The organism is Pseudomonas sp. AC211 (assembly GCF_979258055.1).
This window is the reverse complement of record NZ_OZ409830.1, coordinates 2160323-2175316: the sequence shown is the minus strand read 5'-3', so window position 1 is coordinate 2175316 and position 14994 is coordinate 2160323. Positions and strand designations below refer to the sequence as shown.

Annotated in this window: 6 protein-coding genes and 4 pseudogenes; all 10 read left to right on the top strand. The window is 64.7% G+C overall.

Going from position 1 to position 14994, the window contains the following annotated elements:
- Positions 1 to 42: 42 nt before the first annotated feature.
- The 10 genes and pseudogenes from tssJ (at position 43) to ACZZZP_RS10315 (ending at position 14959) form a co-directional block, all read left to right on the top strand.
- On the top strand, positions 43 to 522 hold the full coding sequence (gene tssJ, locus ACZZZP_RS10360; protein WP_463536497.1) for a type VI secretion system lipoprotein TssJ: 480 nt from the start codon (positions 43 to 45) through the stop codon (positions 520 to 522).
- Positions 523 to 533: 11 nt separating this feature from the next.
- The gene (tssK, locus tag ACZZZP_RS10355; RefSeq protein WP_463536496.1) at positions 534 to 1868 is read left to right on the top strand and encodes a type VI secretion system baseplate subunit TssK; all 1335 of its coding nucleotides are present in this window, start codon (positions 534 to 536) and stop codon (positions 1866 to 1868) included.
- Positions 1869 to 1872: 4 nt separating this feature from the next.
- A pseudogene (locus tag ACZZZP_RS10350) lies at positions 1873 to 3249 on the top strand (DotU family type VI secretion system protein).
- Positions 3246 to 6762: pseudogene (tssM, locus tag ACZZZP_RS10345) on the top strand (type VI secretion system membrane subunit TssM). Before ACZZZP_RS10350 ends, tssM begins: the two co-directional pseudogenes overlap by 4 nt.
- Complete coding sequence (gene tagF, locus ACZZZP_RS10340; protein WP_463382634.1) at positions 6763 to 7428, top strand: type VI secretion system-associated protein TagF; 666 nt, start codon at positions 6763 to 6765, stop codon at positions 7426 to 7428. It abuts the pseudogene before it with no gap.
- Entirely contained in the window at positions 7425 to 8141 is a 717-nt protein-coding gene (locus tag ACZZZP_RS10335; RefSeq protein WP_463382633.1) for a PP2C family protein-serine/threonine phosphatase, read from the top strand. Before tagF ends, ACZZZP_RS10335 begins: the two co-directional genes overlap by 4 nt.
- A gap of 119 nt (positions 8142 to 8260) precedes the next feature.
- A complete protein-coding gene (locus ACZZZP_RS10330) occupies positions 8261 to 11338 on the top strand; it encodes a serine/threonine-protein kinase (RefSeq protein WP_463382632.1) in 3078 nt (1025 codons plus the stop codon).
- The gene (locus ACZZZP_RS10325) at positions 11338 to 12057 is read left to right on the top strand and encodes an ABC transporter ATP-binding protein (RefSeq protein ID WP_463382631.1); all 720 of its coding nucleotides are present in this window, start codon (positions 11338 to 11340) and stop codon (positions 12055 to 12057) included. The genes ACZZZP_RS10330 and ACZZZP_RS10325 overlap by 1 nt, the downstream gene beginning before the upstream one ends.
- Positions 12057 to 13257, top strand: a pseudogene (locus tag ACZZZP_RS10320) (FtsX-like permease family protein). The gene ACZZZP_RS10325 and the pseudogene ACZZZP_RS10320 overlap by 1 nt, the downstream one beginning before the upstream one ends.
- A pseudogene (locus tag ACZZZP_RS10315) lies at positions 13250 to 14959 on the top strand (formylglycine-generating enzyme family protein). The pseudogenes ACZZZP_RS10320 and ACZZZP_RS10315 overlap by 8 nt, the downstream one beginning before the upstream one ends.
- Positions 14960 to 14994: the final 35 nt, after the last annotated feature.

Below are 14994 nucleotides of genomic sequence, written 5' to 3'. Positions count from 1 at the left end.
CCAGGGCAACGCCAGTCAGGCACTCATTTCAAGGACTCAAGAATGCCAAGAATTTTTTCCCTGTTGCACGGCGTGGTGCTGGCCTCGTTGCTGGCCGCCTGTGCATCCGAGCCACCACCGCCGCCACCGCCGACCGTGCTGCAACTGCACTTTCTCGGCTCCAGTGAACTGAACCCCTCCCCGGCTGGCGACCCCGCGCCGGTGCGCGTGCGCTTGTATGAACTGAAAAGCGCCAACAACTTTTCCCGCGCCGACTTTTTCAGCCTGATCGACAAACCGGAAAGCGCCCTGGCTTTGGACCTGGTCGCCCACGATGAATTGCTGCTGCGCTCCAGCGAGCAAAAAGAACTCGAGCGCACGTTGGACGAGCAAACCAGATTCCTCGCCATCGTTGTCGGTTACCGCGACCTCGACCACGCTCTGTGGCGCCAGGTGGTTGCCGTACCCGCGCAGAAAACCAGCCCATACGACGTGATGGTCGGCAGTCATGCCGTGGCCATCACCCCGCGTTCAGCGAACTAGCAGGAGCCAGCATGTCTTGGAATAACCGCGTGGTCTGGTCGGAAGGAATGTTCCTGCGCCCCCAGCATTTCCAGCAACACGACCGCTACCTCGAAGCACTGGTTGATGGCCGTTGCCGCCCATTGCTCGCCGGTGGCTGGGGCTTTTCCGAGTTGCAGATCGACGAGGCGCTGCTGGCCCAGGGCAAGCTCGCCATCCTCAGCGCCAAAGGCACTTTGCCGGACGGCACGCCGTTCAATATTCCCGGCGACGACAGCGCGCCCTTGCCCCTGAGCGTGGACGACAACGCCCGCGACGCCATCGTGCACCTGGCCCTGCCGCTGCGCCGTGCCGGCACCCGTGACACCGTGGACGAAGGCGAAGCCCTGGGCGGCGCCCGTTACCTGAGCCAGGTGCGTGAAGTGCGCGACGACAACGCCGCCTTTGAAAGCCGCGCCCCGGTATCCATTGGCGGCCAGGCCTTTCGCCTGTTGACCGACAAGGACGGCCTCGGCGAGTACGCCAGCGTCGGCGTGGTGCGTGTGCGGGAAAAACGCGCCGACCGCGCCCTGGTGCTCGACCCCGATTACCTGCCGCCGCTGCTCGATGTGGCCGCCGCTGCGCCCCTGGCCGGTTTCTGCAAGGAACTGGTGGGCCTGCTGCATCAACGCGGCGAAGCCCTCGCTGGTCGCGTAGTCGCCTCCAGCGCCGGTGGTGCATCCGAGATCGCCGACTTCCTGCTGCTGCAATTGATCAACCGCGCCGAGGCCCTGACCAGCCACCTGGCCCGCTTGAGCCCGCTGCACCCGGAGCGCCTGTACACGGAACTGGTGGCCCTGGCCGGCGAACTGTCGACCTTCACCACCAGCGAGCGGCGCCCGGCGGAATACCCGCAGTACGCCCATGACGACCTGGCCGGCAGCTTCGCTCCGGTGTTCCTCGCCCTGCGCATGGCCCTGGCGACGGTGATCGACAGCAAGGCCGTGGCCATTCCGATTGTGGAGAAATCGTACGGCGTGCACGTGGCGATGCTGGCGGACAAAACCCTGATCGACAACGCCGCCTTTATTCTGGTGGTGCGAGCCGATGTGCCGGGCGAAACCCTGCGCGGCAACTTCCCGCAGCAAGCCAAAGTGGGCTCGGTGGAACACATTCGCGACCTGGTGAACTTGCAGTTGCCGGGCATTGGCTTGCTGCCGATGCCGGTGGCGCCACGCCAATTGCCGTACCACGCCGGCTCGACCTATTTCGAGCTGGATCGCGGCAGCGCGCACTGGAAGCAACTGCCGAATTCCGGTGGTTTTGCGTTCCATATTGCCGGGCAGTTTCCGGGGCTGAATCTGGCCTTCTGGGCCATCCGAGGATAATCCGATGCACCCAATCGACGATCCGTTCGGCAGCCCTCCACCCGGAACCGGCTCCACCAATAACCCCGGTGGTGGTCGCCCCGATGACCGCACCATGATCATGCCGCGCCCCGGTGGCCGCGCGCCGGACCCGGCCGCCGCCGGCCGCCCGACGCCGCCGCCAGCACAACCTGCCGGCCCCATGGCCAGCGCGCCGTTGCCTACCACGCGCGGTCAGGGTTTGAATCCGCTGGAGCAGGCAGCCGGTCCGCTACTGGCCTTGCTCACCCGCTTGCGCAACACCATCGCCCACCCCGGCGCCGGCCAGCTTGCGCGCGCAAATACTCGGGCACTTGCGTCAATTCGAAGAGCAAGTGCGCCAGGCCGGCGTGCCGCAGGACGAAATGATGCTGGCGCGCTATGTGTTGTGCACCGCGCTCGACGAAGCCGTGCTCAGCACGCCGTGGGGCAGTACCAGCGAATGGGGCAAACAGAGCCTGCTGATCACCCTGCATAACGAAGCCTGGGGCGGCGAAAAGGTCTTTCAACTGCTGGATCACTGCCTGCAAAACGCCCACCAGCGCCTGCATTTATTGGAGCTGTTGTACCTGTGCATGAGCCTCGGTTTCGAGGGCCGTTACCGGGTGATGAACGACGGCCGCAGCCAACTGGAAGCCTTGCGTGAACGCACCGCTGCCACCATTCGTTCGGTGCGCGGTGAGCGCGACCGCGAGCTGTCGCCGCATTGGCGCGGCTTGAGCGTGGTGCGCGACCGTCTTTCGCAATACCTGCCGCCGTGGGTCGGCATTGCCATCGGTTTGGCGCTGTTGCTGCTGCTGGTATTCGGTCTGCGCATGAAGCTGGCCGCTGATGCCGAACCGGTATTCAAAAAAATTCATGCCCTGGGCGAAATCCCGGTGCAAGCCATTGACCGCCCGCCGATGCAGCCAAAAATCATCGAGCGTCCGCGCTTGGCCGGCTTCTTGGCCGACGACATCAAAGCCCAGCGTGTGGCCGTGGAAGACGCGGTCGACCGCTCGGTGGTGACCATTCGCGGCGACGAGCTGTTCAGCTCTGGCAGCGCCAGTATCGACAGCGACCTGCAACCGCTGCTGAAGCGCATCGCCGACGCGGTGCAGAAAGTCAAAGGCAACGTGCTGGTCACCGGCCACAGCGACAACCGCCCCATCGCCACCCTGCGCTTTCCCTCGAACTGGAAACTGTCGCAGGCGCGGGCCCAGGAAGTGGCGGGCATTCTTGCGGCGAAAACCGCGGTGACAGCACGCGCTTCCGTGCCGAAGGCCGCAGTGACACCGAGCCGGTGGCCTCCAATGCCACCAACGAAGGCCGCGCGCGCAACCGCCGGGTCGAAATTACGGTATTTGCGGAGGGCGTCGAGTGAAGTCGTTTTTCAACTTTTTCGCCCGCTGGGTCATGCCGGTGCTGGGCCTGATTGCCCTCAGCCTGATCATCTGGTTTGTCGGCCCGTTGCTGCGCATTGGCGAGCACGAGCCATTGGCTTCGGCCACCAGCCGCTGGGTGCTGATTGCCCTGCTGTTTCTGATCTGGATCGGCTACCGCGTCGCCCGCATCCTGCAAGCCCGGCGCAACGCCGCCAAGGTGATGAGCGGCCTGGCCGCCGTCAGCGCGCCGGATGCCGCCAGCGTAGCCACCGCCGAAGAACTGGCGACCCTCAAGCAGCGCATGGACGAAGCCCTGGCGTTGCTCAAGCGCGCCAAGCTCGGCGGCGATGAACGCCGCAGCCTGTACGAGCTGCCGTGGTACGTGATCATCGGCCCGCCCGGCTCGGGCAAAACCACGGCGCTGATGAACTCGGGGTTGAACTTCCCCTCGCCGGCGAACTGGGCAGCGGCGCCATTCGTGGGGTGGGCGGCACGCGCAACTGCGACTGGTGGTTTACCGACGAAGCCGTGTTGCTCGACACCGCCGGCCGTTACACCACGCAAGACAGCCACGCAGCGGTCGACAAAGCGGCCTGGTTGGGCTTTCTCGACTTGCTCAAAACCCAACGCAAACGTCGGCCTATCGATGGTGCGTTTATCGCCATCAGCCTCTCGGATTTGCTGCTGGGTACCGAGGCCGAGCGCCTGGCCCACGCCCGCGCCATTCGCGCGCGTATTCAAGAGCTGTACACCCAGCTCGGCGTGCGCTTCCCGATTTACGTGATGCTCACCAAGCTCGACCTGGTGCCGGGCTTTATGGAGTTCTTCGACAACCTGAGTAAAGAGGATCGCGCTCAGGTGTGGGGCATGACCTTTGCCCTGGACGACGGCAAAAACACCGACGGCCCGCTGGCGGTATTTGCCAGCGAATTTGCTGGTCTTGAACAGCGCCTGAACGAAGGCCTGGTGGAGCGCCTGCAAACCGAACGCGACCCGGCGCGCCGTGATTTGATTTACGGCTTCCCGCAGCAAGTGTCGGCGCTCAAAGACAACCTCAGCAGCTTCCTCGAAGGCGTGTTCAAACCCACCACCTTCGAAGAACGCGTGCTGCTGCGCGGCGTGTACCTCACCAGCGGTACGCAGGAAGGCACGCCGATTGATCGGCTGATTGGCTCCATGGCGCAGTCGATGAACCTCGACCGTCAGCACCTGGCGCGGCAGAACGGCACCGGGCGCAGCTACTTTATCGAGCGCCTGTTCCGCACCGTGGCCTTTGGTGAGCGCGGTTTGGTCGGCGCCGACGCCAAGGTCGAGCGGCGCCGCAAATGGCTGGCGCGCGGCGCCCTGGCCGCCACCGTGCTGGTGGTGCTGGTGGTGGCCGGCGTGTGGTTTGCCAGCTACCGCGCTAACCAGGCCTATATCGCTGCTGTCGAGCAACGCGTGCAGCCTTTGCCCGCAGCGCTGGAAAGCCTAAGCCCGGCTCAGCGTGACGTGCTGGCGGTACTGCCGCTGCTCAACGCGATCAAGAACGTGGCCGGCGATCCGCCCGGTTGGGCTGAAGGTTACGGCCTGTACCAAGGCGACATGCTCGGCGAGGAATCGGCCAGCGTGTACCGCAAGTTGCTGATCGCGGTGTTTGCGCCGCGTTTGGTCACCCGTATGGAAGAACAGCTGCGCTCCGGCGGCAGTTCCGACTTCCTCTACGAAGGCCTCAAGGCCTACTTGATGCTCGGCAGCCCGGACCATTACGACGCCGACTTCATCAAAGCCTGGATTGCGCTGGACTGGGACCGCGCCCTGCCCCGCGACCTGGCGCCCGAGCAGCGCCAAGCCTTGCACGAGCATCTGGACGCCCTGCTGGAACGTCGGCCGCCGAGCGCCCGCCTGGACGAAAACCTGGTGGAAGACCTGCGCCGGCAACTGCAACGCCTGCCCGTGGCGCAGCGCGTGTACGACCGGGTGAAACGGCAGAAACTGCCGCAAGGCCCTGCCCGACTTTCGCATCAGTGAAGCGGCCGGGCGCGATGCGCCGCTGGTGTTCACGCGCAAAAGTGGCAAACCCTTGAGCGAACCCTTGAGCGGCTTCTTCACCTACCGTGGCTACCGCGAAGTGTTCCTCACCGCCAGCCTCAGCCAGGCCGGCACCATTGCCGAAGAACAGTGGGTGCTCGGGCGCACGCTGGACGACGTGCAAGGCGTCGCCGGTTTGGCCTCCGAGGTGCGCAAGCTGTATTTCGAGGACTACCTGCGCCAATGGGAAGGCTTGCTCGGCGACATCGACGTGGTGCCGATCAGCAACGTGGCCCAAGCTGCCGACGTGCTGCGCGTGCTCTCCGGGCCGAACTCGCCGTTCAAGAAATTGCTGGTGGCGGTAGCGAAGGAAACCGACCTGCAACAGGCCGACCGTTTGCTCGCCGAACAAGGCAAGAAGGTCGACGGCACGGTAGACAAGCTCAAGCAGCAACTGGGCTCGCTGGTGGGCGAAGAACAAGCCACGCAAAGCGAAGCGCCGGCCGAAACCGACCCCATTAGCGCGCGCTTTGCCGAGCTTAATAGCCTGGTCGCCACCACCGGCAACGAGCCACCGCCCATCGACACCTTGCTGGCCGATATGAACGCGCTGTATGTGCAAGTCAGCGGCATGGTCGGCGCCAGTGGCGAGGCCTTGCTCGGTGAGTCGAAAAATCAGGTAGCCGCTGCCGCTCTCGCGCGTGGCGCTTACCGCTGAGCGTCAGCCGCCTGTGGTGCAAGGGCTGGTGAAGTCGGTGGTCAACTCCACCACCAACAGCATGATGGGTGGCGTGCGCAATCAGTTGAACGGCGCGTGGGTCAGCGAAGTGGTGAGCGTGTATCGCCAGTCCATCGCCGACCGTTACCCGATCAACCCCAGCAGCAGCCGCGACGTGACGCTGGAAGACTTCGGTCTGTTCTTCGGCACGGGCGGGGTGATGGACAACTACTTCCGCAAGTACTTGCAGCCCTACGTCGACACCTCCGCCGCCACCTGGCGCTGGCAGCCGGGCGCCGCTCAGAAGCTCGGTATCAACCCCAACGTGCTGGGCACCTTCCAGCGCGCGGCGGCGATTCGCGATGCGTTTTTCCGCGCAGGCGGCACGCAACCGGCGGTGCGTTTCGAGCTGCGGCCTGTGGCCATGGACGCCAGCATTGAGCAATTTTTGCTCGACCTCGACGGCCAGCAAATGACCTACGACCATGGCCCGAGCCGGCCCGTGGCGATGCAATGGCCAAGCCCCAACAGCACCGGCGGCGTGCGCGTGTCGATTCTGCCGCCACCTACCGGCGGTCGTTCCGGGCTGACGCTGGATGGCCCGTGGGCCTGGTTCCGCCTGTTGGAGCAGTCGGAACTGGAACGCGGCAACGCGCCAGACCGCTTCACCCTGCGCCTGCATGTGGACGGTGCGAGCATCTCCTGTGAGCTGCGCGCCAGCAGCGCCTTCAACCCGTTCAAGAGCCGCGTGCTGTCGGGTTTCAGCCTGCCGGAGCGGCTGTAAATGAGCGCTGGGTTTTACGGCAAGCTGGCCGCCCGTGGCGACTTTCTCAGTCGCGACCTGCCGCCCACGTTTATCGAAGCCTGGGACGCTTGGCTGGCCGCCGGCATGGCCGCCAGCCAGCGCGAGCTGGGCGATGCCTGGCTGGATGCGTACCTGGTCAGCCCGCTGTGGCGTTTCGCCGTGCCGGCCAACCTGCTCGGCAGCCAGCCGGTGGCGGGCGTGATGATGCCGAGCATCGACCGCGTCGGCCGCTATTTTCCGTTGACCATCGCCTGCCTGCTGCCGGCCGATGCCGACATCGCCAGCGTGGTCGGTGGCGACGAGCAATGGTTTGATCGCGCCGAAGCCTTGCTGCTTTCAACCCTGGAACCGGACGCCGACGTCGAGCACTTCGAGCAGGCCGTCAGCGCCCTCGGTGAGCCTGCAGTGGCGCCTCGCGCCCATGTCGGTGGGCTGGGCAGTTTGTTGCGCAGCGACGTCACCACACCCCACGCGCGTTTGGCGCTGTTGGCGCAATTGAGCTGCGAAGGCGCCAGTTGCTGGTGGGGCCACGGTTCCGATCAGGTGGCAGCCGGGCTGTTGCGCTGCCACGGATTGCCGGCGCTGGAAGATTTTGCCCGCTTGCTAATGGGCGAGCGGCGCAGCGTGCTGAGGGATTCGCCATGATTAGCGCGTATGAGGCCGCCAGTTACAGCCACGTCGGCATGGTGCGTCAGGTGAACGAAGACGCCTGCCTGGAACTGACCGAGCGCGGGTTGTGGGTGGTCGCCGATGGCATGGGCGGCCACGCGGCGGGTGACTACGTGAGCAACCTGATCATCGATACGCTGCGCCAGATTCCCGCGCCGCAGGAATTGGCCGAGTACGTCGCCGCCCTGCGCGCGGCGCTGGCCCAGGTAAACGAACAAGTGCTGCAAGAAACCGCGCGCCGTGGCGTGAGCATGATGGGCAGCACCGTGGTGCTCTTGGCCACCCGTGGCGAGCAGGCCGTGTGCCTGTGGGCCGGCGACAGCCGCCTGTACCGCCTGCGCGACGGCCAGCTGGAAATGATTTCCCGCGACCACAGCTACGTGCAAGACCTGATCGACAACGCCATGCTCAGCGAAGAAGAAGCCCGCGTGCACCCACGTGCCAACGTCGTCACCCGCGCCGTTGGCGTGTTTGAACAGCTGGAGCTGGCCGAAGTGAGCTTTACCGTGCAGCCCGGCGACAACTTTCTGCTGTGCAGCGACGGCCTGAACAAAACCGCCGATGACAGTGAATTACGCGACGTACTCAGCAACGCCGAACCCTACGCCATGGTGAGAAGCCTGGTGCACCTGGGGCTGACCCGGGGGGCGCCGGATAACATTACGGCGATTACGGTTCGGGCTTTGTGAAAGGACCAGAAGAGCATCGCGGCTAAAGCCGCTCCCACATGTTGTGCGGACTGTAGGAGCGGCTTTAGCCGCGATGCTTTTGAACGAAAAACTAGCCGCCTCATAAGAGCAGTAAAGGCATGCAAATCGAGATACCTGGATACGACATAGAACGCGGCCTTGGCGAAGGCGCCATGGCCACGGTTTATCTGGCCACGCAGCGCTCGTTGCAACGCAAGGTCGCGCTCAAGGTGATGGCCAGTGCGCTGGCCGCCGACCCGAGTTTTTGCGAACGCTTTCTGCGCGAGGGCCGCATGTTGGCGCGCCTGTCGCAGCCCAACACCGTGACCATTTTCGACATTGGCAACGCCGGGCCCTGGTACTACATGGCCATGGAATACCTGGCCAACGGCACGCTGAAAGAGCGCATCGAAGAAGGCCTGAGCCCGGAACAGGGCTTGTCGATTCTGCGCCAGGTGGCCTCGGCGCTCGGCTATGCGCACTCGCAAGGGCTGGTGCACCGCGACGTAAAACCCGCCAACATTCTGTTCCGCGCCGACGGCACGGCGGTGTTGTCGGACTTCGGCATCGCCAAGTCGATTGAAGAAAGCACGCAGTTCACTCAGGTCGGTTTTGCCATCGGCACGCCCAGCTACATGAGCCCCGAGCAGGCGCGTGGTTTGCCTATCGACGGGCGCACCGACCTCTACGCCCTTGGCGTGGTGCTCTACGAAATTCTCACCGGCAAGCTGCCCTATGTCGGCACCGACTCGCTGTCCACCGCCCTCGCCCACCTGACCGAGCCGCTGCCAGAACTGCCGATCAACCACGGCCGTTATCAGGACATTTTGCGCAAGCTGCTGGCGAAGAACCCGGACGAGCGTTTCCCCACCGCCGGGGCGTTTATTGCCGCGCTCGATCACCTGGCGCCAAGCGCCATGGAAAGCACACAGATTCGCCCGCTGAACCTGCCGCCGACACCGCGCAGCGAAGAAGCGCCGACCGCCGCCACGCCGGTGATTACCGCCGACACCGGTGGCCTGACGCCGATGTCCATCGACATGCCGCCGCTGCACGCCACCGACGCCGGCGCCACCCTGCCGCCGCCCGCGCCTACGTACACGCCGCCAATGGAGAAGAAACGCTCGGGCAGCAAAGTGCCGTTGATTGCCGGCGCCGGTTTGGGCTTGCTGCTGATTCTCGGCGGCAGCGGTTATTTCCTGTTGAGCGGTTCGCCGAAAGCCGACAAACCGCCAGTCGCTCAGGTGCAGCCTGAGAAGAAACCCGCTCAGCCGCCAGCTTCGACCACGACGGCATCAACCACTACCGGCAGCGTCGCCCCGGCCGCCAATGCGGACGGCGGCGACAAACCGCTGCTGATGGCCGGCAAGAAAACCCTGTTCCAGCGCGTACTGAGCAAACCCGGCGCGCAACTGGCGCAAGAAGCCGGCGGCAAAGCCGGGAGCACGGCGCTGCCGGCGTTTTCGGTGTTGTACGTGTATGCCCGCCAGCAGGTCGGCGGCGAGCCCTGGGTAAAAGTTGGCGCCTCCAGCGATGGCCGCAGCGAAGGCTGGTTGCCCGCCGCGCAGGTCAGCGACTGGAAGCAGAGCCTGGTGCTGAAATTCACCGAGCGCTCGGGCCGTGGTCCGGTGATTTTCCTGCGCAAGGCTGACGACGTGGAACGCCTGCTGGCCGACACCACCGCCGCGCGCAACGAGGTCACCAAAGCGCAGCGCGACGACGGTTCCAGCCAGAACGTGCTGGCCATCGAGCCGCAAGACATGGCCATCGCCCAGGACCAGTTTTATCTGCTGCCGATTTTCGAGTCGCGCGAAAGCTTCGACGCCGACGGCCAGCCGGCGCAGCTGCTTAACGTGGCGTCCATCGACCCTGGCAACACGCCGCAACTCAATGGCGCCGGCGCCAAGCTCGCCAGCAAGCCCGACGCCTTCCGCACCGGCATCGTGCTGGTGGTGGACACCTCGGTGTCGATGCAGCCGTATATCGACCAGGTCAACGACGTGGTTAAAGGCCTGCAAGAACAGATCGGCGCCCGTGGCGAGCTGGATAAAGTCAGCTTCGGCATGGTCGGTTTCCGCAACAACACCGACAAAACCCCAGGCCTGGAATACGTCAGCAAAACCCTGGTGCCGTTGCAGCAAGACAACGACCCGCAGCGCTTTATCGAGCTGGCGCGCAACGTCAAAGCCACCACCGTGTCGAGCCATTCGTTCAACGAAGACGCCTTTGCCGGCGTGATGGACGCGGTCGACAACATGGACTGGTCGCCCTATGCCGGCCGGGTGATTTTGCTGGTGACCGACGCCGGCGCCCTGCGCAAAAACGATCCGCTGGGCCGCACGCAAATGAACGAAGCCCAAGTACGCGAAGCGGCGCTGCGCAAGCAGATCAAAATCTACGCCCTGCACCTGCGCACCCCGGCCGGCAAAAACAACCACGGCTACGCCGAGCAGCAGTACCGCAGCCTCACCGCCGACGGCAACCCGAAAATCGGCGACCTGTACATTTCCGTGGCTGGCGGCGACGTCGGCAAATTCGGCAACACGGTCAATGAAATCGGCTCGGTGTTTGCCGACCTGGTGCACAACGCCGGCCAGCAAAAAGCCCAACCGGCGCCGCAGCTGCAAAGCGGCCTGAGCCTGGCGGCGAAAACCGCCGCCATCGGCTACGCCATGCACATGGACTTCCTCGGCCAGCGCGGCGCCGCCCACGCGCCGCAACTGGTGACCGCCTGGACCGCCGACCGCGACCTGACCAACCCGGCCCTGCCGGCATTTCAGGTGTGCGTGCTGCTGAGCAAAATGCAGCTCAACGACCTGCAGCAATCGCTGAAACTGATCGTCGACGCGGCGCGCCGCACCCAGAGTTCATCGAAAGACTTCTTCGAAGAAATCGCCACGGCCAGCGCCTACATGAGCCGCGACCCGTCGAAACTGGTGAAGGGCAGCAACCTGGCCCAGAGCGGCATCCTGGGTGAGTACCTGGAAGGCCTGCCGTACCGCAGCAAGTCGCTGAACATGACCCAGGAGTTGTGGCTGTCGCTGAGCGTGGCCGAGCAGGAAGACTTTATCGACGAGCTGGATTCGAAGATTCGCCTGTACGAAACCTTCCACAACGACGTCGCCAACTGGGTGCGCTTCGGCGACGCTGAGCCGGGCGATGCCTTGTACCGCGTTCCGCTGTCGACCCTGCCCTGATGCTGCGCCTGCGCGACATTCAGAAAACCCGTGGCGCCGGCCGCCAGCGTTACAGCCTGAACATTCCCCGGCTGGACCTGGCGGCGGGCGAGCAGATTGCCGTGGTCGGCCCCAGTGGTTGTGGCAAAAGCACGCTGCTGGATTTGCTCGCGCTGGTGCTGTCGCCGGATAACAGCGGGCAGTTTCACTTCGAGGTCGACGGCGGCCAGTTCGACATCGCCGCGCTGTGGCGCGCCCACAACCACGACGCCCTGGCACGCTTGCGCAGCAAGGCCTGCGGCTACGTATTGCAAACCGGTGGGCTGCTGGAATTTCTCGACGTGCGCGGCAATATCGAGCTGCCGCGCCGCCTGTTGAACCTGGCCGCCGACGAGCAGGTGCAGCGCCTGGCCGAGCACCTGGAAATTGCCGAGCAACTGGACAAGCGCCCGAGTCGGCTGTCGGTCGGCCAACGCCAACGGGTGAGCATCGCCCGCGCCCTGTCCCACCGGCCGAAACTGGTATTGGCCGACGAACCCACCGCCTCCCTCGACCCGGCCAACGCGCAGCGCGTGATGCAGCTGTTGGTTGAACAAGCCAGGGTTCATCGCACCTGCACCGTCATTGCCACCCACGACGAACCCCTGGCCCGCAGCGCCGGCCTGAGCGTGTTGCCGATTGAATGGCGGCGCGACGCAGACGGCGGCGTAACCGCGACACTTACGCAGGCGGGGCACTGATGCGCCTAGGTTTGCTGCTGTCACTGGCCTGGGCGGATTACCGCACCGAAGCGCGCTTGTCGCTGTGCGCGGTGTTGGCGTTGACCGCCGTGATCACGCCGCTGCTGGTGTTGTTCGGGCTCAAGTTCGGCCTGGTCACCACGCTGACCGAACGCCTGGAAAACGACCCGTCGATTCGTGAGGTCATCACCCTGGGTGGCGGCCGTTATCGCGCGGCCGATGTCGCTGAATTGAAACTGCGCGCGGACGTGGCCTTCGCCCTGCCGCGCACCCGGCAGATTGCCGCCACCACCGATTTGTCGGTAGACGGCAGCGGCCAGTCGCTGACTGTTGAGATGATTCCCACCGCCGAGGGCGACCCGTTGCTCGCCGATGTGCCGCTGCCAACCGGCGAGCAAATTGTGTTGAGCCAGAGCGCTGCCGAGAAGCTCGGTGTAGCAGCCGGCGAGCGCCTGAGCGCGCGTTTCGGGCGGCAGCAGAACGGCCAAGTGGAGTCGCGGCAGATCAGCGTGACGGTGCAGGCGGTGTTGCCGTTGGCCACCTTCAACCGCGATGGCTTGTTCGCCCCGCTGAGCCTGCTTGAAGCCGCCGAGGATTACCGCGACGGTCGCGCTGTGCCCGTCTTCGGCTGGCCGGGCGAGACGCCGTCGGTGCCGGGCAGTCGTGTGTACCCGGGGCTGCGCGTGTATGCAGCGGACCTCGATGGCGTGGAAAGTTTGCGTCAGCACTTCGCCGGGCTCGGCCAGGAAGTGGCCACGCAAGCCTCAACCATCGCTCAGGTGCGCTCGCTCAGCCATAACCTCACGCTGGTGTTCTGGCTGATTGCCGCGCTGGCCGTGGGCGGTGCTTTTGCTGCCGTGGCCGCCAACACGCTGGCGGCGGTGGAGCGCAAACGCAAAGCGCTGGCCGTGTTGCGCCTGCTGGGTTTTCCGACGGCCGCGCTGGTGGGGTTTCTGTTGCTCTTGGCGCTGTACAGCGGCGCGTTTAGTCTGCTGCTGGCCCGGATTGCTGTACGCAGCCGCCGGGGCCGGTCTGAACCAGTTATTCGACACGGGCACCGGCGAGTTCGTGTGCCAGTTATTGCCCATTCATTTTGTTTTGGCGGCGCTGGCCACCCTGACCTGCAGCGCTTTCGCAGCTGCACTCGGCGGTTGGCGCGCGGCGCAGATCGAAGCTTCGGAAGGATTACGCGATGTTTAAGCGGTTCACGGCAGTAGCGGCGCTGGCCCTGGCATTGGGTCAGAACGCCTGGGCGGAAGAACCCTCGGTGGACAACCCCAAGCCGCTACCCGACGACGTCAGCCTGCCGCTGCCATGCGGCGGCAATCTGGTGATGCGCTACGTCTACGTGCTGGCCAACGGCGCCCTGGACGACCGTGAAATCAGCCTGGGCTACCCGTTCGCTGAAGGTGAAAGCGGTTACCAGCAGTCGTTTATCTCCGGCTACCGCCGCGACTTTATCAACGGCCAGTTCACCCTCGCCGACTTGCCGGAAACCTGGCGCGAAACCCTGAAACCAGCGCTGCCAAAAAAAGAAGCCGGCACGCCGCTGTCGCCCATGCTGTATTTCATCGGCAAATACGAAGTGACCGCCCGCCAGTACGCCGCCGTCATGGACCAAGCCGCCTCGTTGGCCGGCCAAGGCGAACCGCCGGCCTGCCCGGAACCGGCCACCGGCGCGGCGGCGCGCTTGCCGAAGGTGAAGGTGTCGCACTTCGACGCCGAGCGCTTCGCCGCCGTGTACACCGCTTGGCTGATGAAAAACCACCGCGACCTGCTGCCCGTGAGCGGTCGCACCGCCAAAGCCGAAGACGGCGGCCTGAGCTTTGTGCGCCTGCCCTCCGAAGCCGAATGGGAATTCGCCGCCCGTGGCGCGCAAGCCGTGAGCCGCCAGGAACTGGAAGGCCGGCTGTTCCCGCGCAAAGTCGAAGGCAGCGATCAGGAAGGTCCGCTCGGCGACTGGGCCGTCTACAACCAGGTGGCAGGCGGCAGCGGTCAGGCCGCGCGTTTGTTGCCCATCGGCACCAAACTGCCCAACCCCATCGGCCTGTACGACGTAATTGGCAACGCCGCGGAAATGGTTCAGGAATCGTTCCAGCTGGTGCACGCCGGACGCCGCCAAGGCACCTACGGCGGCTTTGTGGTGAAAGGCGGCAACTACCTCGAAGGCGAAACCACGCTGTTCACCGGCATGCGCCGCGAGTACCCGCTGTTCGCCGCCGACGGCACCGAGCAAGCCAACGAAACCTACCGGTTTCCGCGTGGCCCTGGGCGCCCTCTCCGCCCCACGTTCGCGCTACAAAGAACTGCTCACGCAATGGCAAAAAGAAGGCCGCCTGGCCTCGCTCACCGACGCCATCGACGACACCGCCGACCCGACCAAAAGCCTCGACAGCCTGATCGCCGCCAGCACCGACCCGGCGCTGCAAGCTCAGCTCGGATTAATTAACGAAGAATTGAAACGCAACGTCTCGCTGATTGCCCAACAGCGAGAAGAAGCAGCCGGCAACCTGATTCAGTCGGCAGCGCTGGTGGCTGAAACCATCAACAACTACAACATTCGCCTGACCAACCTGAAAAAAGTCAGGAACAAGCAAAGGCAAATAAGGACGAAGCCTCAGCTAAGCTGTTTGCCACCGCGATGGCCAACGGCCGAAGCGCACTGGATGGCGCCGTACAGATTTACATCGACAACCTGGCCACTGGCACCCGCTACACCGATGCCGTGATTCAGGCGCAGCTACAACGCATAAAAGAAGAGCTCAACCGCAAACCAGTGCTCGGCAAGAGCCTGGTCAAACGTGCCACCCTCTTCGTTACGCACGTAGGAAAGTATCGCCAGGAAAAGCGTGCCGATCCGGCGGCGATTCTGGAGCAGTTGCTCGCGAACGGCGAGCGTTAAGGAAGCGTTTGCGGCCGGGCTCACCGGGCCGCGAA